Source organism: Enterovirga aerilata (assembly GCF_013044135.1).
GTDB classification, from domain to species: domain Bacteria; phylum Pseudomonadota; class Alphaproteobacteria; order Rhizobiales; family Beijerinckiaceae; genus Enterovirga; species Enterovirga aerilata.
The window spans coordinates 990,551-1,014,612 of record NZ_JABEPP010000001.1 but is presented as its reverse complement, the minus strand read 5'-3'; the positions used below and the strand labels follow the sequence as shown (position 1 = coordinate 1,014,612).

Genomic DNA, 24,062 nt, shown 5'->3' with positions numbered 1-24,062 from the left:
CGTCTCTCTTCCGCTGCGTCCGGTTCTGCGGCGAACCAACGAGGCTCGGTCGCGTTCCACCGCTGCGGCAGCAAGCGTGGCCGCGTACGGGATGTGATCGTTATGCCGGGCGCCGTGCCGACGCCACCTGCCGAGACTCGCGTCGCGCCGGCGGAAGTTCCGGGCCTGTCCGGTCTGATGACCGTCGTCGTCGGCGTCGTGATCGTCGCCGCGCTCTATATCGGCCGCGACGTCTTCATCCCGATCGTGCTCGCGATCCTGCTCAGCTTCGTGCTGGCGCCCCTGGTGAGCCTCCTGCGGCGCATCCACGTGCCGCGCGCGCCGGCCGTCGTGCTGGCCGTCCTCTTCGCCCTCACCCTGATGGTGGCCGCCGGCGGAATCATCGGCTTGCAGGTGGCGCAGCTCGCCGAGGACGTGCCGCGCTACCAGGCGACGATCACGAGCAAGGTCGACCACCTGCGCGACGTCACGCTCGGACGTGTGAACGACCTGATCCGGCGCGTCGGCCGCCAGATCGAGCAGGCGACGAACGAGCAGCCGCCCGCGTCGCCCGCCACGCCGAGCGCCACCGGCGAGGCCGCCCCGCCGCCGCTCCCCGTGGAGGTGAAGGAGCGCGCCGCGACCCCCGTCGAGATCGCCCAGCGCGTGCTGGGTCCGGTCGTCCATCCGCTCGCGACCGCGGGCATCGTGCTGATCGTCGCGATCTTCATTCTGCTCCAGCGGGAGGATCTGCGCGACCGCCTCATCCGGCTCTTCGGCTCGCAGGACCTGCACCGCACCACGGTGGCCATGGACGATGCCGCGCGCCGGCTCTCGCGCTATTTCCTGACGCAGCTCGCGCTGAACACGGCCTTCGGGGTCGTCATCGGCCTCGGGCTGTGGGCCATCGGGGTGCCGAGCCCGATCCTCTGGGGCGTCTTCTCGGGGCTGATGCGGTTCGTGCCCTATATCGGGGCGCTTGTCTCGGCCGTCTTTCCCATCGCGCTCGCCGCGGCGGTCGACCCGAGCGGCTGGTCCATGGCGCTCTGGACGCTGGCCCTTTTCGCCGTGACCGAGCCGCTGATGGGCCACGTGGTCGAGCCGATGGTCTACGGCCATTCGACCGGGCTCTCGCCCTTCGCGGTGATCATCTCGGCCATCTTCTGGACATGGCTCTGGGGGCCGATCGGCCTCCTCCTCTCCACCCCCTTCACGGTGGTGCTCGTGGTGCTCGGCCGCCACGTCGAGCGGCTTGAATTCCTCGACGTGCTCTTCGGGGACAGGCCGGCGCTGACGCCGGTCGAAAGCTTCTACCAGCGCATGCTCGCAGGCGATTCCGACGAGGCGCTGGAACATGCCGAGCTCCTGCTCAAGGAGCGCTCGCTCTCGGCCTATTACGACGAGGTCGCGCTCAAGGGGCTCCAGCTCGCCGCCAACGACGCGACCCGGGGCGTGCTGACCCGGCCGCAGCTCGAGACGATCCGGGGCGCGATCAGGGATCTCGTCGAGGACCTGGAGGACCAGGAGGACGTGTCGCCCCCGTCCGAGGAAGCGGATGCGGCTCCGGTCGCCCCGCCGCGCCGCGAGCGCGAGATCCCGGCCGAGCCGCCGCTCGAACAGGACGAGCGCACGGCCGAGGAGCGCTTTCCGCCGCAATGGCGGCAGGACGGCGCGATCCTCTGCATCGCTGGGCGGGGCACCCTGGACGAAGGTGCGGCCGCGATGCTGGCGCAGCTCCTGCGCAAGCATGGGCTCGGGGCGCGCGTGGTCCCGCACGAAGCGGTGTCGCGCGACAACATCCGGCGCCTCGACACCACGGGCGTGACGATGGTCTGCATCTCGTATCTGGAGATCAGCGGCAGCCCGGCGCATCTGCGCTACCTGCTGCGCCGCCTCCGGCAGAAGCTGCCCCGTGCGCCGCTCCTCGTCGGGCTGTGGCCGCGGGAGGATGCGATCCTGACCGACGCCGCCTTGCGGAGCCAGGTCGGGGCGGACCATTACGTCGTCAGCCTGCGGGAGGCCTTGCGCATCTGCATGGAGGCCGCCGACGCGGCCGCTTCGGCGGAGCCCATCCAGGCTCCCGCCCCGGCGGTTGAGATGGCCTGAGGAGCGGCGGGCTATTCGGCGAGGCGGGGATCGAGCCGGCGGCGGCCGCGAACGCGCCCGAACAGGTCGGTGATCGGGCCCCAGAACAGCAGCAGCACGGCCAGGATCATCAGGGTCGAGACGAGACCGTTGGAGAAGAACACCGAGAGATCGCCCCCCGAGCCGAGGATGGCCTGCCGGAAGGCGTCCTCCGCCCGGTCGCCGAGCACGAGCGCGAGGACGAGGGGCGCGAGCGGGTACTCGATCTTCTTGAAGACGTAGCCCACGAAGCCGAAGACCAGCATCAGCCAGATGTCGAACCGCGAGCCCTCGACCGTATAGGCGCCGATCGCGCAGACGATCAGGATGATCGGCGCGACGAGCGCGAAGGGGATGCGCATGATGGAGGCGAAGACCGGCACGGTGGCGAGCACGATCAGAAGCCCCGCGACGTTGCCGAGATACATGGATGCGATCAGGCCCCAGACGAATTCCTTCTTCTCCACGAAGAGGAGCGGGCCGGGCTGAAGGCCCCAGATGAGGAGGCCGCCGAGCAGCACGGCCGCGGTCGCCGAGCCCGGGATGCCGAGCGCCAGCATCGGCAGGAGCGCCGAGGTCCCGGCCGCATGCGCCGCGGTTTCCGGCGCCAGCACGCCCTCGATCTCGCCCTTGCCGAAATTCTCGCGCCGGCGCGAGAAGCGCTTGGCCAGGCCGTAGCCCATGAAGGAGGCGGCGATCGCGCCGCCCGGCGTGACGCCCATCCACATGCCCACCACGGACGAGCGGAGCAGCGTCGCCCAGTAGGCCGGGAGGCGGGCCCAGGTCTTCAGCACCACCTTGAGGTCGATCGCCGCGCGCTTGCCCTTGAAGTGCAGGCCCTCCTCGATGGTCAGCAGGATCTCGGAGACGCCGAACAGCCCGATCACCACCACCAGGAAGTCGAAGCCCTTCATCAGCTCCGTCTGGCCGAAGGTCATGCGCAGGTCGCCCGAGATCGTGTCGAGCCCGACGGCCGCGAGGAGAAAGCCGATCGAGAGCGACGCCACGATCTTCGCCTTGTTCTCCTTTCCCATGCCCACGAAGGAGCAGAAGGTGAGGAAGAAGACGCCGAAGAACTCCGCCGGGCCGAAGCGCAGCGCGAACTTGGCGACGAGCGGGGCTACGAAGGTGATGAGGAGCACGCCCGCGAGCGCCCCGATGAAGGAGGCCGTGAAGGCGGCCGTCAGCGCCTCGGCCGCCCTCCCCTGCACGGCCATCGGATAGCCGTCGAAGGTGGTGGCGACCGACCAGGCCTCGCCCGGGATGTTGAAGAGCACGGACGTGATGGCGCCGCCGAACAGCGCGCCCCAATAGATCGAGGACAGGAGGATGATCGCCGAGGTCGGGTCCATGCCGAAGGTCAGCGGCAGGAGGATCGCCACGCCGTTCGGCCCGCCGAGCCCCGGCAGCACGCCCACCACGATCCCGAGCAGCACGCCCACGATCATGAAGGCGACGTTCTGCCAGGTCAGCGCGACCTGGAAGCCGAGAAGCAGTTGCTGAAGGTCGTCCAAGGGCGTCGATCCGTCAGAAGCCGAGCGTCGCCACGAAGGGGCTCTTCGGGAGCGGCACGAGGAACTGGATCTCGAAGACCCAGAAGATGACCAGCGGCACGAGGACGCTTGCCGCCGCGACCGTCCAGAGGCGGAAGGAGCCGACCGTCAGCATGAAGAGCGCCATGAAGAGCAGCGAGGAGATGTAGATCCCCAGATACGCGACGCCGAGCACGAAGAGCAGGAGCGGGACGAAGACGCGCGCGACCTGCCGGAGCTGCTCCCAGGTGACGAAGATCTCGCGCCGCCGCGCCCTCACGGCCGAGATCAGCGCGAAGGCGGCGGCGATCATCAGCAGCCAGCCCACCCGGGCAGGGAAATAGCCGTTCTGCGGACCGCCCTCCCAGCCCGCGCCGCGGCCGTAGCTGTCCCAGAGCACGAGGCCCGCGAGCCCCATCAGAGCCAGGGCGACGACGATCTCGACCAGCCGGCGCGAGAGGCCGCGCTCGGCACTCGGCAGGGCATCAACCGACATTGCGATATCCGGACAGAGGAGACGGTCGGGGGCGCCCGGCCGCGCCGATCAGTTGGCGATGAAGCCGGCCTTGGTCATCAGGTCCTTGTGCCGGGCCTCGTCCTCCTCGAGGAACTTCACGAAGTCCGGACCGGACCGGAAGTCGGGCACGAGCGCGTTGCGCTCCAGATATTCCTTCCATTCGGGCGTCTCGACGATCTTCTTGAACAGATCGACGTAGAAGAGCTGCTGCTCGGCCGTGACCTTGCCCGGCATGAACATGCCGCGCAGCATCTGGTAGGTGACGTTCAGCCCCTGCTCCGGGCAGGGCGGGATGTCCGCCCAGGACATGTCGCCGGCGATCTTGGCCGTGTAGCTCATGCGCTTGTTGGCGAAGACGCAGAGCGGCCGCGAGCTCCCGGCGCGCCAATTGGCGACCTCCTCGGCCGGATTGTTCATGTTGGCCTCGATATGCCCGCCGGCGAGCTGCACGGAGGCCGGGCCGCCGCCCTGATAGGGGATGTAGGTGAGCTTTATCCCGGCCTGCTGCTCCATATAGACGGAGAGGAGGTTGTCCTCGCGCTTGGAGCCGTTGCCGCCGGTCTTGAGCGGCGGGCTCGCGCTTTTGGCCGCCTCGATGAAATCCTTGGCCGTCCTGTAGGGCTTCTGCGCGTTCACCCAGAGGACGAAGTCGTCCTGCGCGAGCATCGCGACCGGCGTGAAGTCGCGCCAGTTCACCGGAAGCTTGGTGGCGAGCGGGGTCATGTAGATGCCGCTCGACGTGGTGATGAGCTTGTGGGGGTCGCCGGCCGATTTCTGGATCTCCATCATGGCCTCGCCGCCGGCGGCGGCCGGCTTGTTGAGGATGATGATGGGTTGCTTGACCAGGTTGTTCTTCTGGATCGCCGCCTGGATGGTCCGCGCCATCTGGTCGGAGGAACCGCCCGGCGGGAACGGGACGATGATCTCGATCGGACGGCTCGGCTCCCAGGCGGCCGCCGCCGTGCCGCTGATCACGGCCGCCGCGGCCGCCATCGTCCAGAACGCCCTGCGCATGCGCTTCTCCCGATAATCGTGCTTGGCTCGAAAACTCGCATGGCACCAATCTGAATTCAATATACACTTTCGCTGGACAGTGTGGCCCTCACTTCTACTGCGGTCCCGAGTGTTGCCGATCCGCCGCGCCCAGGCCTGAACTTTGTAAGTGGCAGCATCACAGGCCGGACGGTGATCTCGACGAATGCGCGTGCTGCAACCATGTGACGCGGTGCTCGTTGCGGCGGAGACGCCTTCGGGCGGGCTGGCGTGCGCTCGCAGGTGGCGGGGCGGACGCGGCGGCCTTGACGGCGGGCAATGTTCGACCCAGGCGCGAGGCGCGCTCAACTGGCACGGGAGGGGCTGTGAACGAGTTACTGACTGCGGAGGCGCTGACCGCCTTGCTCCAGGTCATCATGATCGACCTGGTTCTCGCTGGGGACAACGCGATCGTCATCGGCCTTGCGGCCGCCGGGCTGCCCATCGAGCAGCGCAAGAAGGCGATCCTGATCGGCATCATTGCCGCGACCCTGCTTCGCATCGCCTTCGCGGCGGTGACCACGCAGCTCCTCCAGATCGTGGGGCTCCTCTTCGCCGGCGGCGTCCTGCTGCTCTGGGTTTGCTGGAAGATGTGGCGCGAGCTGCGCAGCGGCGGCCACGAGGGCGAGGAGCTCGACGAGCATGGCGTACCGACCGAAGCGGCGGCGGCCGGCCAGCCGCGCAAGACCTTCGCGCAGGCCGCTTGGCAGATCGTCGTCGCCGACGTCTCCATGTCGCTCGACAACGTGCTCGCGGTGGCGGGCGCGGCGCGCGAGCATCCCATCATCCTCGTCTTCGGCCTCGCGCTCTCCATCGCGCTCATGGGCATCGCGGCGACCTTCATCGCGCGGCTTCTGAACCGCCACCGCTGGATCGCCTATGTCGGCCTCGCGATCATCCTCTATGTCGCGATCGAGATGATCTATCGCGGCGCCGTCGAGGTCTGGCCGCACCTCGCCCGCGCGGCAGGGATCTAGCCGGGACGGCGGCCCCGGCGAGGAGCCGCCCGGGGCCGCTTCGCCTCAGCCGGCGCGGCGGAGCTTTCCGTCCAGCGCCTCCGAATAGATCGCAAAGGCATCCGCGTAGGTCACCTCTCGCGGATTGTTCACGAGCAGGCGCGTCTGCTTCATCGCGTCCTCGGCCAGCCGCGGCAGGTCCGCCTCGCGCACGCCGACCTCGGCGAGCGAGGCCGGCACGCCGCAGTCCCGGCAGATGGCCGCCAGGCTTTCGACGAAGCGCGCCGCCGCCTCGGGCCGCGGCAGCCGGGACGCGCCCGGATCGAGGATCGGCGCGAGTTCGGCATAGGCCGCTTCGGCTTCGGGCGAAGCGAGGTTGAAGCGCATCACGCCCATCAGGACGAGCGCGTTCGAGAGCCCGTGCGGCACGTGGAAGATCGCGCCGATCGGATAAGCGAGCGCATGCACGGCCGCGACGGGGGCGTTGGCGAAGGCCATGCCGGCCAGCATCGAACCGAGCAGCATGGCGGAGCGCGCCTCCAGGTCTCCGCCCTGGCGGCACGCCGTCCGGATGTTCGCGGCGAGCAGCGCCACGGCTTGGCGCGCGAGCTGGTCCGAGATCGGGTTCTTCCTGTGGCGGCTCGTATAGGCCTCGATCGCGTGAACCATGGCGTCGATGCCGGTCGCGGCGGTCACATGCGCCGGCAGGCCCAGCGTCAGCTCCGGATCGAGGATCGCCCAGTCCGGCAGGAGGCGAGGCGCGACGACGCCATTCTTCTCCGTGGTCGGCGTCGTGACGATCGCGATGGGCGTGACCTCCGAGCCGGTGCCCGCGGTCGTCGGCACGAGGACGAGGGGAAGCCGCCGGCCCTTCGCGAGACCCACCCCGTAGATCCCGTCGAGCGGCTCGTCGTTCACGGCGAGATAGGCGACGAGCTTTGCCGTATCGAGCGCGCTCCCGCCGCCGATGGAGAGGACTAGTTCCACGCGGCCCTGCCGGGCGAGCGCGGCGGCGCGCTCGACGATCTCCGAGGGCGGGTCGGCGACCACCTCCTCGAAGACCGTGACGCTGGCGCCCGCGGCCGAGAGCGCCGCCTCGGCTCCCTGCGTCAGCCCTGCCCCTCGCACGCCGCGGTCCGTGACCAGCATCACCCGGCCTGCGCCGAACCCGGTCACGATCTCGGCGACCTTCCGGGCTGCTCCCGGCTCGAACAGGATGTTGGGGGAGGTCTGGAAGGTGAAGGGCTTCATGTTTCCGTCCCGACATGACTTCGCTATCGCCCCGGTTCTAGCCTGCGGGAGCTCGGCTGCTAAGCTGTCCCGCCTTTCCGGACCGACCGCCCTTGCTCACGCTCACCGCCGCCGATCTTGCCCGCCTGCTCGACCGCGCCTCGCTCATCGGCGCCATCGAGGCGATTTTCCGGGATGGCTGCGAGGCGCCGGTCCGCCATCACCACACGGTCGAGGTGCCCGGCGGCGCCGACGCGACGCTTCTCCTGATGCCGGCCTGGGTGCCAGGACAGTTCGTCGGGGCGAAGGTCGCCAACGTCTTTCCCGACAACGGCGCGGTCGGGCTCCCTGCCGTGCAATCCATCTACCTGCTGTTCTCGGGCCGGACGGGGGAGCTCCTCGCCACGATGGATGGCGGCGAGCTCACGACGCGGCGAACGGTGGCCGCCTCCTCCCTCGCCGCGCGATATCTCGCCCGGCCGGATGCAGCGCGGCTCCTCATCGTCGGCACGGGACAGCTCGCGGCCCATCTCGCCCAGTCGCATGCGGCCGTGCGGCCTGTCCGAGAGGTGACCGTGTGGGGACGCGACGTCGTGAAGGCCCGATCCCTTGCCGAGCGGCTGGCTCGGGACGGATTCGAATCCCGTGCGACGGCCGATCTCGCCGGAGCGGTCGCGGAGGCCGACATCGTGAGCTGCGCCACGCTCTCCCGCGAGCCGCTCGTCAACGGGGCCTGGCTCCGCCCGGGAACGCATCTCGATCTGATTGGCGGCTTCACGCCCGCCATGCGGGAGGTCGACGACGAGGCGATCCGGCGCGCTCGCGTGTTCATCGACACCGAAGGCGCCCTGAAGGAGGCCGGCGACATCGTGGTCCCGCTGCGGACGGGCGTGATCGCCGAAGGCGACATCCTCGCCGACCTGCCGGCCTTGTGCGGGGGGCGCCATGCGGGCCGGAGCTCTCCCGACGAGATCACGCTGTTCAAATCGACCGGCGCGGCCGCGGAAGATCTTGCGGCGGCAATCCTGGCTTATCAGGCCGCCCAAGGTCGCAACCGTACATAGACGAATACGTCTCGGAACCTCGTACAAAAGATATCAAATATCGAAAAACGATCCTGCTCATCTTGCCTCGCAGTTGCAATACAGCAAGGCCAACAACCCGTCCGGGTACAAAAACAACCCACACAGCACGAATTTGTTGTGTTTGTTGTTGAATCCGGGCAGAATGGAAGGATAATCGGGAAGAGATAACGACAGGGTATCGGGTCCGAGCCCGAGGGGTCGCGGATGAGTGCGGGGGTTGTGCGGACGGAGATTCGGGCGCGCGTGGCCGCGATCACCCTCACGCGGCCGGACGGGCTGAACGCGATCGATCTGGAGACGGCCGACGCGCTCGCAGCCGCGTTCCGGACCGTGTCGGCCGACGAGACCTTGCGATGCGTGATCCTGCGCTCGGGCGAGCCCCGCGCCTTCAGCGTCGGGGCGGATCTGCGGGAATTCGCGGAGAAGCGCGCGACGCCGGACGAGGCGCGACGCTACGAGGCTCGGGCGAGCGGGATGTTCGACGCTCTTCGGGCCTGCCCGCATCCGGTCGTGGCGCAGATCGAGGGCTATTGCCTCGGCAGCGGCCTCGGCCTGGCGCTCCTTTGCGACCTGCGCATCGGAACCCGAAGCTCGCGCCTCGGCATGGGCGCGAGCCGGACGGCCCATCTGATCCCCGCACCCTATCTGCGGATCGTCCTGGAGATCGTCGGTCTCGCGACCGCGATGGAGCTCGTGCTCGAAGGCCGGGCCTATGACGGGCGGGAATCCTTCGAGAAAGGTCTCCTCACGCGTGTGGTCCCGGCGAGCGAGCTGAACGCGGAGGTCAGCGCGACGGTCGCCCGCATCGTCGAAGGTCCGCCCCGCGCGGTGCGCTGGCACAAGGCTGCCCTGACGGCACTTGCCGCCCCTGGCATCCGGATGCTCGACGAGGACGAACCCTTCCGGGCGGTGGGGAGCCACGACTACCAGGAGGGCATCCGAGCCTTCCTGGAGAAGCGAGAACCCGTCTTCTCCGGTCAGTGACGCCTGCGCCGCCTCAGGAGGCCGGCCCCTGCGGCGGTATCAGCGCATCGTCGATCTCGTCCGCCCGACGATGCGCCGGACGCTCCGCCAGGCGGGCCCAGTAGCTTTCGAAGGCGGCGCGCTTCTCGATCGTGCCGAACATCATGCCCCAGGAGAGATGCGCGCCGACATAGAGGTCGGCGGCCGTGAACCGGTCGCCGGCAATGTAGTCGCGGCCGGACAGGGCGCCCTCGAGCGTGTCCATGACGTCCGCATAGCTGCCGTAGCCGGCCATCTTCTCGCGGCCGGGCGGCAGCTCGAAGCCGAGCGCCCTGTTCGTCACGGCCGCCTCGAGCGGCCCCGCCGCGAAGAAGAGCCAGCGGAAATAGGGGCCTCGCTCGCGCGAGGCCGGCGGGGGCGCGAGACCGGCCCGAGGGAAGGCATCGGCCAGATAGGCGCAGATGGCGGCGGCTTCGGTCACCACGGTCCCGCCATGGACGATCGCCGGAACCTTCCCCATCGGATTGATCGCGAGGTAGCCGGGATCCTTCATCGCGGCATAGTCCACGACTTCCGTCCGGTAGGGCTCCCCGACCTCCTCCAGCATCCAGCGCACGATGCGCCCGCGCGACATCGGGTTGGTGTAGAAGACGAGTTCCTCGGCCATGCGCATCCCCGTTCCCCGGCACGATCTTGTTGTCGGGCCGGGCGGCCCTTGGCAAGCACGGCTCGCCCGCAACGGCGCCCGCCCCGGATCCATAAACCTTGAATCGACATCTTCAGGCCGGGTTTGCGGAGACTTGGCACAATGAAGCTCAACTTGTCCGAAGCGGGCAGGCGAGGGAGTGGACGAGTGAGCGCGATGGCCCTGGAGGGATCCCTGCCGCAGCAGGACGCCCGGTCGCGACGCGCCGCTCTCTTCCGGGAAAGCCCGTCCGAGAGGTTGCGCCGGCTTGCGCTCGGCTTCGCCTGGGCGGCGAAACCGGAGCGGATCGGCGGGCTGCCGACGCTCGGCTGGCGCTGGCTCGCCCATCTCCTCGCGGCCGAGCCGGGCCTGCCCGATCCGGAGAAGGCGGCGGACATCCCCTACGGCTTCGCCGGCTTTGCGGACGAGCTGTCGGTGGCGACGCTAGTTGAAGCCTATGGGCGCGGCCTCTTCCCCTTCTGCCATGTCGGCCCGGTGAAATGGTGGTCCCCGCCGCAGCGCTGCGTGGTGCCGGTGGAGGAGCTCCACCTGTCCAAGCGGCTGCGCAGCCACATGCGCCAGAACCGCGTCTCGGTGACCTTCGACCGCGATTTCGAGAGCGTCATCACGGCCTGCGCCGAGCCGCGCGAGGGCAAGACGCCGCTCACCTGGATCACGCCCACCATTATGCGGGCCTTCTCCGAGCTGTTCGACGCGGGCCACGCGCATTCCTTCGAGGTCTGGGACCGCGAGGGGCGGCTGATCGGCGGGGGATACGGCGTCGCGACCTGCGGGGTCTTCGTGATCGAGTCGCAGTTCGCGCGGGAGCCCAACGCCTCCAAGATCGGCTTTGCGGTGCTCGCCCGCCATCTCGCCCGCTGGGGCTTCGCACTGCTCGACAACAAGCTCATGACGGAGAACGTGGCCCGGATGGGCTTCCGCGACATTCCGCGGAGCGAGTACCTCGCCGTCCTGAAGGCGTCACGGGAGGTGATCTCCGTCGGGCGCTGGCGCGCCGAGCTCGACCCGCATGCGGCCGAGGCGGAGCTGCGCTGAGGCCAGGCCGGGCCACACCCGAGCGGGGATTGGTTTCTCGTGTTGCGTCCGTGAAGCGCCGGGCCTACGCCGTCCCGATGCCCTGGCGCCCCCGGGCTCAGTTGTGGAGGGCTACCGGCCGGAACGCCTGCACAAGGTCGGGGTCGAGCCGGCCTTCCATCCCGAGCAGGGCCTCGTAGGCTTTCGCACGCGACATGGGCCGCCTGTAGGGCCGATCCTCGATCATCGCGGAGAACACGTCGGCGACGGTGACGATACGGACGAGATCGGGGATCTCCCGCCCCGCAAGCCCGTGCGGATAGCCGGACCCGTCCAGCATCTCGTGGTGATGCAGGACGACCTGGAGCGTGTCGCGGGCGAACTGCTCTCCCGTCTCGATCAGCGACCTGAAGCCGAGCCGCGGATGCTCGCGCACCAGCGCGATCTCATCCTCCGTGAGCGAGCCCGGCTTGTCGAGGATCGTGAGCGGGAGATGCGTCTTGCCGACGTCGTGCATGATCGCGGCGCGAGCGACCCGCCGCTGGTCCGCATGGCTCATCCCGAGATGCTGGGCGAAGGACACCGCGACCCCGGTCACCGAAAGGCAATGGCGGTAGCTCTGGGAGTGGTGCCGCCGGACGGCATCGAGCCAGCCGCGCAGGCTCGCTTCCCGGAGCGCCTCGATCGTAGGCTCTTCCTGGACGGCGATGTCGTCGAGCGTGATGCGGTCTCCGGCGGGCAGGCGCTCGAACATCTTGGCCACGACCGAATGGGCGGAGGAGACCCCGCTGCGCAGCGGCCCGTCGAGCTCCGCTATGTCCCTCTCGAAGCTCGAGGCGAACAGGCTGCGGAAGCGGCCGAGGATCGCTTCGGCGTCGAACGGGCGCGAGATCGTGCCCGTCACGCCGAGCGCCCCGGCTTCGACGATGCCCAGCGCCTTGCCCTTGTCCATCACGACCATGCGCGGGACGTGCCTGTATTCCGGCCGGGCAAGCTCCGCCTGGACGGCCCGGAAGCTCCGCCCGGAATTCACGTTGAAGTCGCAGACGACCGCCACGGCCGGGACGGCACGGTGCCGCTCGAGCTCCGAGACATGCACCGCGCGCACCATCGCGATATTGGCGAGCAGACGCGCCAAGCCCTGGCTGGCCTCCGGCCGCTCGAACACGAGAAGCAGGATGCGGGTTCGGTCCTGTGCTTCGGCCGCAATCATGCCGAACTCTCGTCTCCAGGCACGGCCCTCCGTGCGTTCGGACGCGTTCTCGCATGGCCCGTCTGACCGATCGGCTCATCCCCCGCCGACAATTCACCCGATCGCCTTCACCAAACCTTGGCGGGATGTGGCTCGCCCGTCGGAGCAGGTCTGAAGCCGGACGAGATCGAAGCCGCATACGACATCTTTCCCGCCGGCTCGGCGACGGCCTGGCGAGCGCGACGATCAGCTCCGGCCGTCACGCGGGCAGCTGGAACGGCACGATGTTCCCGTCCCGGCCGGCGGCACGGCCGCTCGCGACGGCGATAGCTGCGGCAAGCTCGGCCTGCCGAAAGGGTTTGGCGAGCCGCGGCAGCGCTCCATACTCGGCTGCGTCCTCGATCTCGGCATAGCCGCTGGCCAGGATCACCGGCAGCGACGGGTAGCTTGCCCGGATCCGCTGCACGAGCTCGAGCCCCGTCATCCCGGGCATGGCATGGTCGGTGATGACCACGTCGATCGCATGCTCGTGCCGGCGCAAGGCATCGAGCGCGTGCGAGCCGGAATTGGCTTCGATCACCCGGTGGCCGAGATCCTCGAGCATCGCGGCCGTCCCGGCCGCGACCAGCATGTCGTCGTCCACGACGAGCACCGTCAGCTCCGGCCCGGCATCGGGCGTTCCATCGAGGGCCGCCGCGGCGCCGAGTTCCGGCGCCTCCGCCTTGGCCTCGGCGCGCTCGGCCTGCGGCAGCCACAGCGCGATGGTGGTTCCCTTCCCTGGCTCGCTCCTGACCGTCATGGCGCCGCCGGACTGGACCGCCAGGCCCTGCACCATCGAGAGGCCGAGCCCCGTTCCCTTGCCTGGACCCTTCGTGGTGAAGAACGGCTCGGTCGCGCGCGCGAGCGTCGCCTCGTCCATACCGAGCCCGGTATCCACCACCTCGAGCCGCACATAGGGCCCGGGCGGCAGTTCGCGCGGCGCGGTCGCGTCTTCAGACGGGATGCGCTCCTCCCGGCCAAGGATTGAAAGGGAGCCGCCGAGCGGCATCGCGTCCCTCGCATTCACGGCCAGGTTCAGGATCGCGAGCTCGAGCTGGTTCGCATCGACGCGGACCGGCGCGAGGTCCTTCGGCAGGTGCTTGCCCAGCATCACCGCAGGCCCGAGCGCGCGGGCGAGCAGGTCCTCCATGCCGCCGATGAGCTTGGCGACGTCCACCGTTTCGGGCTTCAGCTCCTGCCGGCGGGCGAAAGCGAGAAGGCGCTGCGTGAGCGCGGCGCCGCGCTCGGCGCCCTGGACGGCATTGTCGAGGAGCCGGTGCGAGCGCGCATCTTCCGCCGGGATGCGCTTCTTGAGCAGTTCGAGGCTGCCGAGCACGGCCATGAGCAGGTTGTTGAAGTCGTGCGCGACGCCGCCGGTGAGCTGACCGATCGTGTCGATCTTCTGCGCCTCGAAGAGCTGGGCGAGCGCCATCTCGCGCTCCCGCGTGCGCTCCTCGATGCGATGCTCCAGCTCCTCGTTGAGCAGCTGCAGCGCCTGCTCGGCGCGCTTGCGTTCCGTTATGTCGTGCAGAATGCCCGAAAGGCGGATCGGGCGCCCGCGCTCGTCGAGCGTCGCCGCACCGCTCGCCAGGCACCAGCGCAGGCTTCCGTCGGGACGGCAGATCCGGAATTCCCGATCGTAATACTCGCCCGTCGCCGCCGCATTCCTGGCCGCCTCCCGCACGGCATCCAGATCCTCCGGGTGGATGAGCGCATCGACGGCCGCCTCGGTCGGAACGAAGCTCGCGGGGTCGACCCCGAAGATGCGGTACTGGCCTTCGTCCCAGATATAGCGATCGGTCGCGAAGTCCCACTCCCAGGACCCCATCCGGCCCGCCGCCATCGCGAGGTTGCGGCGGCGCTCGCTCTCCTGGAGGCGCGCAGCGGAAGCCTCGAGTGCGGCGGTCCTTTCGGCGACGCGCTGTTCCAGCTCCGCATTCAGCCGCTCGAGCTGCCGCGTCTTGCGGTAGAGCTCGGCGAAGATACGGACCTTGGCGCGCAGCACCTCCGGCACGACCGGGACCGGTACGTAGTCGACCGCGCCAGCCTCGTAGCCGCGCAGGCTGTCGAGCTCCGTGATCTGGATGGCCGAGACGAAGATGATCGCGGTCTTCTGGAAGCGCGGATGCTCCCGGATCATCGTCGCGAGCTCGAAGCCGTCGAGCTCGGGCATCGAGACGTCGAGCAGGATGACCGCGACCTCGGTCTTCAGGAGGAGTTCCAGCGCCTCCCGGGCCGAGTTCGCCTTGATCAGGTTCTCGCCCAGTTCCGAGAGGATCACCTCGTAGCTGAGAAGCTTCGCCGGCTGGTCGTCGACGAGCAGGATATTCACCCGATCATCGAGGTCCTGGATGGGCACGATGCGCGTCTCCGGACCCTTAGCGGTGCAGCCACATGCGGAGCGCGCTGAGGAGTTGCTCCGTGTTGACCGGCTTGGCGAGATAGTCGGACGCCCCGGCCTCCAGGCACTTCTCCCGATCGCCCTTCATGGCCTTGGCGGTCAGCGCGATGATGGGAAGCCGTCGGAAAGACGGGTTGGCCCGGATCGCCTGCATCGTCTCGTAGCCATCCATCCCGGGCATCATGATGTCCATCAGCACGATGGCCACTTCCGACCGCGACTCGATGATCGAGATCGCCTCGCTGCCGGTGGTCGCGGTCAGCACCTTCATGCCGCGACGCTCCAGAACGCTGGACAGCGCGAAGATGTTGCGGGCGTCGTCGTCCACGAGCAGCACGGTGCGGCCGACGAGATCCTCGTCCGACGAATGCAGGCGCTCGATCATGCGCTGCTTCTCGACCGGGAGGTCCGAGACGACGCGATGGAGGAACAGCGCGGTCTCGTCGAGCAGGCGCTCGGGGGACTCGACGCCCTTCACGACGACGCTGCTCGCGAGCATGTGGAGCTGGGCGTCCTCCTCCGGCGAGAGCTCGCGGCCGGTGAACACCACGACCGGGACGTCGGCAAGCGTCGCATCGTCCCGGATCCGCTCCAGCACCTCGAAGCCGGACATGTCCGGCAGCTTGAGGTCCAGCACGACGCAGTCCGCCGGCTCCTCGCGGAGCGCCTGAAGCGCCTCCTCGCCGGTCTCCGCCGTCCGGATGTCGATGTCGCCGTGCCCGAGGAGCTCGGTGACGCTCAGCCGCTCGGCCGCATTGTCCTCCACCACGAGAAGGCGGCGGCGGCGCGGCTGCGCGAAGTTCTTGATGCGGGCGAGCGCACTTTCCAGCCCTTCCGCGGTCGTCGGCTTCGACATGAACGAGAAGGCGCCGCGGGCGAGCCCGTGCTGCCGATCCTCGTCGATGGTGACGATCTGGACCGGGATGTGCCGGGTGGTCGGGTCCTGCTTGAGCTGGCTGAGCACCGTCCAGCCCATCATGTCGGGCAGGAAGACGTCGAGGGAAACGGCGGTCGGCCGGAACTCGCGCGCGAGCGCCAGCGCATCGGCGCCGCGGCGGGCGACGAGCACCTTGAGCCCGTTGTCATGGGCGAGGTCGATCATGACGCGGGCGTAGTGCGGGTCGTCCTCGACGATGAGGAGCACGTTGTCCCCGGGCTCGATCCTGGTCCGGTCGTCCGGAATCTCGTCCAGTCCGGACGGGGAATCGGCGAGCTTCGCGCCCGCGGCCTTCGCGAGCGCCGCCACGGCCCAGGGCGCGGAGGTGGCCGCGGCCGGGCGCGGCTCGGCCGGATCAACCCCGGCCGGAGCCGAGCGGGTCTGAGCCGGCCGCGGCATCGAGGGCGAGCCGACATAGGCGAGCGGCAGATAAAGCGTGAAGGTCGAGCCGAGACCGGGCGTGCTCCGGAGCTGGATCTCGCCGCCGAGCAGCCCGGCGAGCTCGCGGCTGATGGCGAGGCCGAGACCCGTACCGCCATATTTCCGGCTGGTTCCGGCATCCGCCTGCTGGAAGGCCTCGAAGATGATCTTCTGCTTCTCGGGCGGGATGCCGATACCGGTATCGGACACCTCGAAGGCGACGACGGACGGCGCGTGCTTGAGCACCGGATGGTCCGGGCTCCAGCCGCTCGCGGCCGGCGAGACGCTGAGCGTGACGCCTCCTTCCGCCGTGAACTTGAAGGCGTTGGACAGGAGGTTCTTGAGGATCTGCTGAAGGCGCTTGGCGTCCGTGAAGATGCTGCGCTCCAGGTTCGGCGCCGTCCTGACCTCGAAGGAGAGATGGCGGCTCTCCGCCTCGTGCCGGAAGGGACGCGCCATCACCTCGAGCAGGTTGGAGAAATAGATCTCCTCCGCCTCGACCGATACCGTTCCCGACTCGATCTTCGACAGGTCGAGGATGTCGGTGATGAGATTGAGCAGGTCGGTGCCCGCGCCGTGGATCGTGCGCGCGAACTCCACCTGCTTCGGCGTGAGGTTCCCGTCCGGGTTGTCGCTGAGCTGCTGGCCGAGGATGAGGATCGAGTTCAACGGCGTGCGCAGCTCGTGGCTCATATTGGCCAGGAACTCCGACTTGTACTTGGACGTGAGGGCGAGCTCCGCAGCCTGCTCCTCGAGCGCGCGGCGGGCCTGCTCGATCTCCTGGTTCTTCGCCTCCACCTCCACGTTGCGCTCGGCGAGCTGCTGCGCCTTCTGCTCCAGCTGCTCGTTCGTCTGCTGCAGTTCGCGCTGCTGCGCCTGGAGCTCGGCCGCGAGCTGCTGCGACTGCGTCAGCAGCCCTTCCGTCTGCATCGTGGCCTCGATCGAGTTCAGCACGATGCCGATGGAAGTCGTGAGCTGCTCCAGGAAGGACATCTGCAGGTCGGTGAAATGCCCGAGCGAGGCGAGCTCGATGACGGCCTTGACCTGCCCCTCGAAGAGCACGGGCAGCACGATCGCGTCGCGCGGCACGGCCTTGAACAGGCCGGACCCGATCGGCACCACGTTCGGCGGCATCTCCGTGATGAGCATGCGGCGGGCATCGCGCGCGCACTGGCCGATGAGGCCCTCGCCCATGGCGAGCCGCTCGGGATGGCCCGTCAGCCCGTCATCCGCATAGGCCGAGAGCAGCTTGAGCCCGGTGGGGGCACCTTCGCCGGTATCGACCTGGTAGATGACGCCATGCTGCGCCTCGACCAGCGGCGCAAGCTCCGAGAGCAGCATTCGGCCGACGGTGGCAAGATCGCGCTGCCCCTGCAGCATGTTGGTGAACCGGGCGAGGTTGGTCTTGAGCCAGTCCTGCTCCGTGTTCTGCTCCGTCGTGAGACGGAGATTGCCGATCATCGTGTTGATGTTGTCCTTGAGCTCGGCCACCTCGCCGCGCGCCTCGACCTGGATCGAGCGCGTCAGGTCGCCCTTGGTCACGGCGGTGGCGACCTCGGCGATGGCGCGCACCTGGGTGGTCAGGTTCGCCGCCAGGAGGTTCACGTTGTCGGTGAGGTCCCTCCAGGTGCCGGAGGCACCCGGCACGACGGCCTGACCGCCGAGGCGGCCCTCGACGCCCACCTCGCGCGCGACCGTCGTCACCTGGTCTGCGAAGGTCGCGAGCGTGTCCGTCATGTTGTTGATGGTCTCGGCGAGCGCCGCGACCTCGCCCTTGGACGCGACCGTCAGGTTCTGCTTGAGATCCCCGTTCGCGACGGCGGTGACGACCTTCACGATGCCGCGCACCTGCTCGGTCAGGTTCGCGGCCATGACGTTCACGGTATCGGTCAGATCCTTCCAGGTGCCCGCGACCCCCGGCACCTGCGCCTGGCCGCCGAGCTTGCCCTCCGTGCCCACCTCCTTGGCGACGCGCGTCACCTCGGACGCGAAGGAGTTCAGTTGGTCCACCATAGTGTTGATGGTGTTCTTCAGCTCCAGCACCTCGCCCTTCACCTCCACGGTGATCTTGCGCGAGAGATCGCCGCGCGCGACCGCGGTCGTGACCTCGGCGATGTTGCGCACCTGCGTCGTCAGGTTCGCGGCGAGCAGGTTCACGTTGTCCGTGAGATCCTTCCAGGTGCCGGCGACGCCCGGCACCACGGCCTGGCCGCCGAGGCGCCCATCGGTACCGACCTCGCGCGCGACCCGCGTCACCTCGCCTGCGAAGGAGCGGAGCTGATCCACCATCGTGTTCAGCGTCTCCTTGAGGAGCAGGATCTCGCCGCGCACGTCGACCGTGATCTTGCGCGACAGGTCGCCGCCCGCGATGGCGGTCGCGACCTCGGCGATGTTGCGGACCTGGTCGGTCAGGTTGCCGGCCATCGAGTTGACGTTGTCCGTGAGGTCCTTCCAGGTGCCCGCGACACCCGGCACCTGCGCCTGGCCGCCGAGCTTGCCCTCCGTGCCGACCTCGCGCGCGACGCGCGTGACCTCGCCCGCGAAGGCGTTGAGCTGGTCCACCATCGTGTTGATGGTGTTCTTCAGCTCCAGGATCTCGCCCTTCACGTCGACGGTGATCTTGCGCGACAGGTCCCCGCGCGCCACCGCGGTCGTCACCTCGGCGATGTTGCGCACCTGGCCCGTCAGGTTGGACGCCATCGAATTGACGTTCTCGGTCAGGTCCTTCCAGGTGCCCGCGACACCCGGCACCTGCGCCTGGCCGCCGAGCTTGCCTTCCGTGCCGACCTCGCGCGCGACGCGCGTCACCTCCGAGGCGAAGCGGTTGAGCTGGTCCACCATCGTGTTCAGCGTCTCCTTCAGCTGAAGGATCTCGCCGCGCACGTCCACGGTGATCTTCCGCGACAGGTCGCCGTTCGCGATCGCCGTCGCGACCTCGGCGATGTTGCGGACCTGCGCCGTCAGGTTGCCGGCCATCGAGTTGACCGAGTCCGTCAGGTCCTTCCAGGTCCCCGCGACGCCCGGCACCTGCGCCTGCCCGCCGAGACGGCCTTCCGTGCCGACCTCGCGGGCGACGCGCGTCACCTCGCCCGCGAAGGACCGGAGCTGGTCGACCATCGTGTTGATGGTCTCCTTCAGCTCCAGGATCTCGCCGCGCACGTCCACGGTGATCTTCTTCGACAGGTCGCCATTGGCCACCGCGGTCGCGACCTCGGCGATGTTGCGCACCTGGCCGGTCAGGTTCGAGGCCATGGAGTTCACCGAATCGGTGAGGTCCTTCCAGGTCCCGGCCACGCCCTTGAGCTGCGCCTGGCCGCCGAGCTTGCCCTCGGTGCCGACCTCGCGCGCGACGCGCGTCACCTCGCCCGCAAAGGCGTTGAGCTGATCGACCATCGTGTTGATGGTCTCCTTCAGCTCCAGGATCTCGCCGGAGACGTTGACGGTGATCTTCTTGGAGAGATCGCCGTTGGCGATCGCGGTCGAGACCTCGGCGATGTTGCGGACCTGCGCGGTCAGGTTCCCGGCCATGGAATTCACCGAATCGGTGAGGTCCTTCCAGGTGCCGCCGACCCCGAGCACGTTGGCCTGGCCGCCGAGCCGCCCCTCGGTGCCGACCTCGCGCGCGACGCGCGTCACCTCGCCCGCGAAGGCGTTGAGCTGGTCGACCATCGTGTTGATGGTCTCCTTCAGCTCCAGGATCTCGCCCGAGACGCTGACGGTGATCTTCTTGGACAGGTTGCCGTTCGCGACGGCCGTGGTCACCTCGGCGATGTTGCGGACCTGCGCGGTCAGGTTCGAGGCCATCGAGTTGACGTTGTCGGTCAGGTCCTTCCAGGTTCCCGCAACACCGGGAACTTGCGCCTGGCCGCCGAGCTTGCCCTCGGTTCCAACCTCGCGCGCGACGCGCGTCACCTCCGACGCGAAGGAGTTCAGCTGGTCGACCATCGTGTTGATGGTCTCCTTCAGCTCCAGGATCTCGCCCGAGACGTCCACGGTGATCTTGCGCGAGAGGTCGCCGCGCGCGACCGCGGTCGTCACCTGGGCGATGTTGCGGACCTGCGCGGTCAGGTTGCCGCACATCGCGTTCACGGAATCGGTGAGGTCCTTCCAGGTCCCGGCGACGCCGGGCACGATCGCCTGGCCGCCGAGCTTGCCCTCCGTGCCCACCTCGCGCGCGACGCGCGTCACCTCCGACGCGAAGGAGCGGAGCTGGTCGACCATCGTGTTGATGGCCTCCTTGAGCTGCAGGATCTCGCCGCGCACATCGACGGTGATCTTCTTCGACAGGTCGCCGTTCGCGACCGCGATGGTGACGTCCGCGATGTTGCGGACCTGCGCGGTCAGGTTGGACGCCATCGAGTTCACGGACTCGGTGAGATCCTTCCAGACCCCGGTGACCTCCGAGACCTGGGCCTGGCCGCCCAGCTTGCCGTCCGTGCCCACCTCGCGGGCGACGCGCGTCACCTCGGAGGTGAAGACGGAGAGCTGCTTGATCATCGTGTTGACGATCGTGGCCGAGCGGAGGAACTCGCCCTTGAGCGGGCGGCCGTCGACGTCGAGCGGCACCGTCTGAAGAAGGTCGCCCTTGGCCACCGCCGTGATGGTGCGGGTGACGGCGGTCGTCGGCCAGAGCAGGTCGTCGATCAGGGTGTTGACCGATTCCTCCATGTCGGCCCAGGCGCCGTTCGCGGTGCCGAACCGGACGCGGGTCCGTGTCTTGCCGTCGCGGCCGACGACCTGGCCGACATGCTCGAGCTCCTTGGCCATCCGCTCGTTGGCGGCGACGATATCGTTGAAGGCATCCGCGATCTTACCGGCGAGACCGGTATGATGCGTGGGCAGGCGCACGGAGAAATCGCCGAGCCGCATGGCCTGCAGCGCCTCGAGCAGCTCGATCGCATGCGCGTTGCCGTCGAGATGGCCGCCGTCGCCCTTCGCCAATACCGCGCCCTGCCCGTCGCCGGGAACAGGGCTCGTCGCTGCGACATCAGACAGGAGCGCGCCGTTGGCGGCGCGTTCGGACGGCTGATCCATGTTCCCTCTCCGGGCCGGTCGCCTCGGGGGCCGGCGCTCGATCTATACCCGGCTTCCGCAACCTGGGCACGAGCCGGATGAGGGCCCTCGATGCCGCGGGCGGAACGTCAGCTCCAGCGCCGGTTCTTGCGCAGGACCGCCGCGATGATGAGGAGGAAGGCGAGGAGGCGCAGCAGATAGAACCACGTCTGCTCCTCCTTCGGCAGGCCGGCCCAGGCGATAAGCACCTGCTCCAGCGCGAACAGCGCGAACGCCGCCGCGAAGACCGCGAAGAGCTCGTCCCGCGTGCGCGACCAGAACTTCAGGAAGAAGACGCAGGCCACCAGATGGCCCATCGCCACGGCCCCGAAGCTGAAATCCAGCATGTCAGCTCTCGTCCGTTTCCCAGATGAAGCCGAAGATCAGCACGCAAACGGCCGCGATCGAGGTGAGCCGCCGATACGCGAGCAGGTCCACGCTGTGGATGACGAGGAGGTCGAGCACGACCAGCAGGTTGTTGAGGGCTAGCAGGATGAAGCAGCCCGCAGCCCACAGGAGCAGGCGCGTGCCGGTCTGGCGATAGCTGCGGACGAGGAGCGCCGCGCAGCCCGCGCTCGCCAGGAGGCAGAGAATGTAGATCGCGGCCTTCGCGCCCGACATCGTCAGTCCTTCCTGAGCCTGAATGCGTCGGCGAAGGACCGCAGCTTGTCGGTGCGGGCGAAGAGTGCCTGCGTGACGGCGGTCGGCCGCTCGCGATAGAGCGCTTCCAGTTCCTCGGTAAGGCGGTCGAAGGTGGCCGATGCCGGCGCGTAGCGCCAGCCGCCGTTGCCGTCGGCGGCGACGAGCCCGGCCTTCTGCAGCGCCTCCAGCCCGTCCTTCACGACGGAGGCGCTTGCGCGGAGCTCGCGCACGAGCTCCTCCGCCTCCCAGGTCCGCCCTGCTGTTCGCCGCAGATGGAGCAGGAGTTCGACATTCCAGACCGACCTGATCGAGAATCGGACAAATTCGAGAAGCTCGTTCTCGATCACGCCCTCCCGGCACCCATCTGCTCGTCCCGCCGCGGGCTAGAGGAAAGAAGCGGATGCCGCAACTTCTTCCGGGGTACGTGACGGCGGACAACCCCCGACGGCCTGTCGTTATCGTACCGAGTTGACCGCATCCTTCTCGGCCGGTTCGCGTTATGATTGAGATTCGCGAGACCGTCCGCCCGGTGGGACTCGTGATGCCGGGCCGTCCCAACCGAGAGAGCCTTGCCCAAGCCGCGCACGCAATACGGAGCCCTCCCCTTCCGGTTCGCCGAGAGCGGCCTCGAAATCCTGCTCGCAACCTCCCGCGAGACGAGGCGCTGGGTCATCCCGAAGGGCTGGCCGATGAAGGGCAAGGCACCGCACCGCACGGCCGAGCGCGAGGCGTTCGAGGAGGCGGGGCTGAAGGGAAAGATCCAGCACCGCGCCATCGGCTCCTACCGTTACGAAAAGAAGCTGAAGGACGGGGCTCTGGTCGAATGCCAGGTGGACGTCTTCCCGCTCAAGGTCAGCGGGCAGCGCCGGCGCTGGCCCGAATACGAGCAGCGGGAGACGCGCTGGTTCGAACCGGCAGAGGCCGCAGCGGCGGTCCAGGAGCCCGGGCTCGCCGCCCTCATCGGCCGCTTGCAGGAGACCGTCGCCTCACGGGGCGGAGCGGAGTCGAAGGCCGCCTGAGAAACCCCGCCGGGCAGATCTCAGATCTGCTTCTCCTGTGCGGGCGTGTGCTTCTGGGGCTTGTGGCCCTCCTGTCCCGGGTGGTTGTGCTTGTTGTGGCTGCTCTCCTGCGCCACCGGATGGTCGATCGAGCCCGAGTCGCGCTGGGGCGGCGGCATCGGGGCACCCTCCCGCCAGTCCTGCGATTCGAGCCCCGCCTCGAACTGGCGGATCTGATGTTCGTGGGTCTTCGGTCCGGGCATGTGCATCCTCCTTGCAGGGGAGAACGGCCGAGCGGCGGGGAGGTTCGGTCGCGCGCGACTTCCCGCCTGAGCGCAGCGGACCTATCGATCTCCGCCGCCACCCAGGCAGGCGGCTTGCATCTACACGGTGGGTCGGGCTCTATGGCAAGGCACCTTCAAGACGCCGATCGGACCCGACGTGACCCGGCTCATCATCCCCTTCGTGCTCGGCGTCCTCGGTCCGATCGCGATCGTGGCCTACCTCCTGTCGCACGGGTAGGGGAGACCGCTCACGCCCGCATGGCGAGAACGCGGCCGGAGGCCCGGTCGAGCGCTCCGGGGACGAGTTCGGCGGCCAGGAGACGCGCCGGGTCGACGGGCCCGGGCATTTCGAGCCTGCCCTTCGGCACCGGCTCGAAGCCGAAACGCGCATAGTAGGGCTGATCTCCAACCAGGAGCACGAGGCCGTGTCCGGCCTCCCTGGCGGCCTGGAGCGCGCGTTCCATCAGCGCCGCCCCGATCCCCCTCCCCTCGAAGGCCGGCTCGACCGCGAGCGGGCCGAGCGCCAGGGCCTGCTCCCGCCCCGCGAGGATCGGCGACATGCGGACGGAGCCGACGAGCAGCGTGCCGACCAGAGCCGCGAAGGAGAGGTCGAGCCGCACCGGCACACCCTCCCGGAGCCGGAAGGCGGTGCGGGCGAAACGGCCCGGCCCGAAGGCGCGCTCGTGCAGGTGGAGGATGGCATCGGCATCGCCGGGAAGCTCGTGCCTGATCTGAACGGCGAGGTCGGTCATGGAAGTTGGGTGTGGTGTCGCGGCCGGGCTTGTGCCGGCCACCCGTTACCTGAACCGCCGCCCGCCAGCCACTCGAGGGCGCCCGGGACGATGGCGCGGGGGCTATTCAGCTCGCCACCGCCTTGATGCCGAGATAGGCCGCGATCACGCGCTCGTCCTGCCGGAGCTCGGAGGCGGGTCCCTCCAGGACGACGCAGCCGTTCTCCA

General features: G+C 68.7%; 20 protein-coding genes. 7 read left to right on the top strand and 13 right to left on the bottom strand.

Annotated features, from left to right (window positions below; translation table 11 throughout):
* Window positions 1-102 precede the first annotated feature (102 nt).
* Window positions 103-2,085 (top strand): AI-2E family transporter, encoded by a 1,983-nt coding sequence (locus HJG44_RS04995; protein WP_171217177.1) that lies wholly within the window; start codon window positions 103-105, stop codon window positions 2,083-2,085.
* A gap of 11 nt (window positions 2,086-2,096) precedes the next feature.
* Here HJG44_RS04995 and HJG44_RS04990 read toward each other — a convergent pair whose 3' ends face one another.
* From HJG44_RS04990 to HJG44_RS04980, 3 genes are read right to left on the bottom strand one after another with little or no spacing between them, the layout of a single operon-like run.
* Window positions 2,097-3,617, bottom strand: a complete 1,521-nt coding sequence (locus HJG44_RS04990; RefSeq protein ID WP_171217176.1) for a tripartite tricarboxylate transporter permease — start codon at window positions 3,615-3,617, stop codon at window positions 2,097-2,099.
* Between the two features lie 13 nt (window positions 3,618-3,630).
* On the bottom strand, window positions 3,631-4,131 hold the full coding sequence (locus tag HJG44_RS04985; RefSeq protein WP_171217175.1) for a tripartite tricarboxylate transporter TctB family protein: 501 nt from the start codon (window positions 4,129-4,131) through the stop codon (window positions 3,631-3,633).
* A gap of 48 nt (window positions 4,132-4,179) precedes the next feature.
* Complete coding sequence (locus HJG44_RS04980) at window positions 4,180-5,166, bottom strand: Bug family tripartite tricarboxylate transporter substrate binding protein (RefSeq protein ID WP_246736018.1); 987 nt, start codon at window positions 5,164-5,166, stop codon at window positions 4,180-4,182.
* A 344-nt stretch (window positions 5,167-5,510) separates the two neighbouring features.
* On the opposite strand from HJG44_RS04980, the gene HJG44_RS04975 reads away from it, so the two are divergent.
* A complete protein-coding gene (locus tag HJG44_RS04975; protein ID WP_171217174.1) occupies window positions 5,511-6,161 on the top strand; it encodes a YjbE family putative metal transport protein in 651 nt (216 codons plus the stop codon).
* 45 nt (window positions 6,162-6,206) lie between these two features.
* Here HJG44_RS04975 and HJG44_RS04970 read toward each other — a convergent pair whose 3' ends face one another.
* Window positions 6,207-7,391: an iron-containing alcohol dehydrogenase gene (locus tag HJG44_RS04970; RefSeq protein WP_171217173.1), complete on the bottom strand. Its 1,185-nt coding sequence runs from the start codon at window positions 7,389-7,391 to the stop codon at window positions 6,207-6,209.
* A gap of 92 nt (window positions 7,392-7,483) precedes the next feature.
* On the opposite strand from HJG44_RS04970, the gene lhpI reads away from it, so the two are divergent.
* Both lhpI and HJG44_RS04960 read left to right on the top strand, forming a co-directional pair.
* On the top strand, window positions 7,484-8,434 hold the full coding sequence (gene lhpI, locus HJG44_RS04965; protein WP_171217172.1) for a bifunctional Delta(1)-pyrroline-2-carboxylate/Delta(1)-piperideine-2-carboxylate reductase: 951 nt from the start codon (window positions 7,484-7,486) through the stop codon (window positions 8,432-8,434).
* 264 nt (window positions 8,435-8,698) lie between these two features.
* Entirely contained in the window at window positions 8,699-9,439 is a 741-nt protein-coding gene (locus HJG44_RS04960; protein ID WP_171217171.1) for an enoyl-CoA hydratase-related protein, read from the top strand.
* A 13-nt stretch (window positions 9,440-9,452) separates the two neighbouring features.
* Here the strand turns inward: HJG44_RS04960 and HJG44_RS04955 are convergent, their stop codons facing one another.
* On the bottom strand, window positions 9,453-10,085 hold the full coding sequence (locus HJG44_RS04955) for a glutathione S-transferase family protein (protein WP_171217170.1): 633 nt from the start codon (window positions 10,083-10,085) through the stop codon (window positions 9,453-9,455).
* 195 nt (window positions 10,086-10,280) lie between these two features.
* Between HJG44_RS04955 and aat the strand changes: the two genes are divergently transcribed.
* On the top strand, window positions 10,281-11,159 hold the full coding sequence (aat, locus tag HJG44_RS04950; protein WP_246736077.1) for a leucyl/phenylalanyl-tRNA--protein transferase: 879 nt from the start codon (window positions 10,281-10,283) through the stop codon (window positions 11,157-11,159).
* Between the two features lie 97 nt (window positions 11,160-11,256).
* Here aat and HJG44_RS04945 read toward each other — a convergent pair whose 3' ends face one another.
* From HJG44_RS04945 to HJG44_RS04920, 6 genes are all read right to left on the bottom strand, one after another.
* The gene (locus tag HJG44_RS04945; RefSeq protein ID WP_171217168.1) at window positions 11,257-12,351 is read right to left on the bottom strand and encodes an HD-GYP domain-containing protein; all 1,095 of its coding nucleotides are present in this window, start codon (window positions 12,349-12,351) and stop codon (window positions 11,257-11,259) included.
* 238 nt (window positions 12,352-12,589) lie between these two features.
* On the bottom strand, window positions 12,590-14,728 hold the full coding sequence (locus HJG44_RS04940) for a response regulator (protein ID WP_346767088.1): 2,139 nt from the start codon (window positions 14,726-14,728) through the stop codon (window positions 12,590-12,592).
* A gap of 19 nt (window positions 14,729-14,747) precedes the next feature.
* Window positions 14,748-20,996 carry a hybrid sensor histidine kinase/response regulator gene (locus HJG44_RS04935; protein WP_430395033.1) on the bottom strand — a complete coding sequence of 2,083 codons (6,249 nt, stop codon included), beginning with the start codon at window positions 20,994-20,996 and terminating at the stop codon, window positions 14,748-14,750.
* Window positions 20,997-21,268: 272 nt separating this feature from the next.
* Window positions 21,269-21,526, bottom strand: a complete 258-nt coding sequence (locus HJG44_RS04930) for a DUF5985 family protein (protein WP_171217166.1) — start codon at window positions 21,524-21,526, stop codon at window positions 21,269-21,271.
* A 1-nt stretch (window position 21,527) separates the two neighbouring features.
* On the bottom strand, window positions 21,528-21,800 hold the full coding sequence (locus HJG44_RS04925; RefSeq protein ID WP_171217165.1) for a DUF5985 family protein: 273 nt from the start codon (window positions 21,798-21,800) through the stop codon (window positions 21,528-21,530).
* Window positions 21,801-21,802: 2 nt separating this feature from the next.
* Window positions 21,803-22,168, bottom strand: a complete 366-nt coding sequence (locus tag HJG44_RS04920; RefSeq protein WP_171217164.1) for a hypothetical protein — start codon at window positions 22,166-22,168, stop codon at window positions 21,803-21,805.
* Window positions 22,169-22,390: 222 nt separating this feature from the next.
* On the opposite strand from HJG44_RS04920, the gene HJG44_RS04915 reads away from it, so the two are divergent.
* Window positions 22,391-22,840: an NUDIX hydrolase gene (locus HJG44_RS04915; protein ID WP_171217163.1), complete on the top strand. Its 450-nt coding sequence runs from the start codon at window positions 22,391-22,393 to the stop codon at window positions 22,838-22,840.
* Between the two features lie 20 nt (window positions 22,841-22,860).
* Here the strand turns inward: HJG44_RS04915 and HJG44_RS04910 are convergent, their stop codons facing one another.
* Window positions 22,861-23,082, bottom strand: a complete 222-nt coding sequence (locus HJG44_RS04910; RefSeq protein WP_171217162.1) for a hypothetical protein — start codon at window positions 23,080-23,082, stop codon at window positions 22,861-22,863.
* Window positions 23,083-23,209: 127 nt separating this feature from the next.
* Between HJG44_RS04910 and HJG44_RS23950 the strand changes: the two genes are divergently transcribed.
* Complete coding sequence (locus tag HJG44_RS23950; RefSeq protein WP_281411466.1) at window positions 23,210-23,341, top strand: hypothetical protein; 132 nt, start codon at window positions 23,210-23,212, stop codon at window positions 23,339-23,341.
* 10 nt (window positions 23,342-23,351) lie between these two features.
* Here HJG44_RS23950 and HJG44_RS04905 read toward each other — a convergent pair whose 3' ends face one another.
* Window positions 23,352-23,855: a GNAT family N-acetyltransferase gene (locus HJG44_RS04905; protein WP_171217161.1), complete on the bottom strand. Its 504-nt coding sequence runs from the start codon at window positions 23,853-23,855 to the stop codon at window positions 23,352-23,354.
* Window positions 23,856-24,062: the final 207 nt, after the last annotated feature.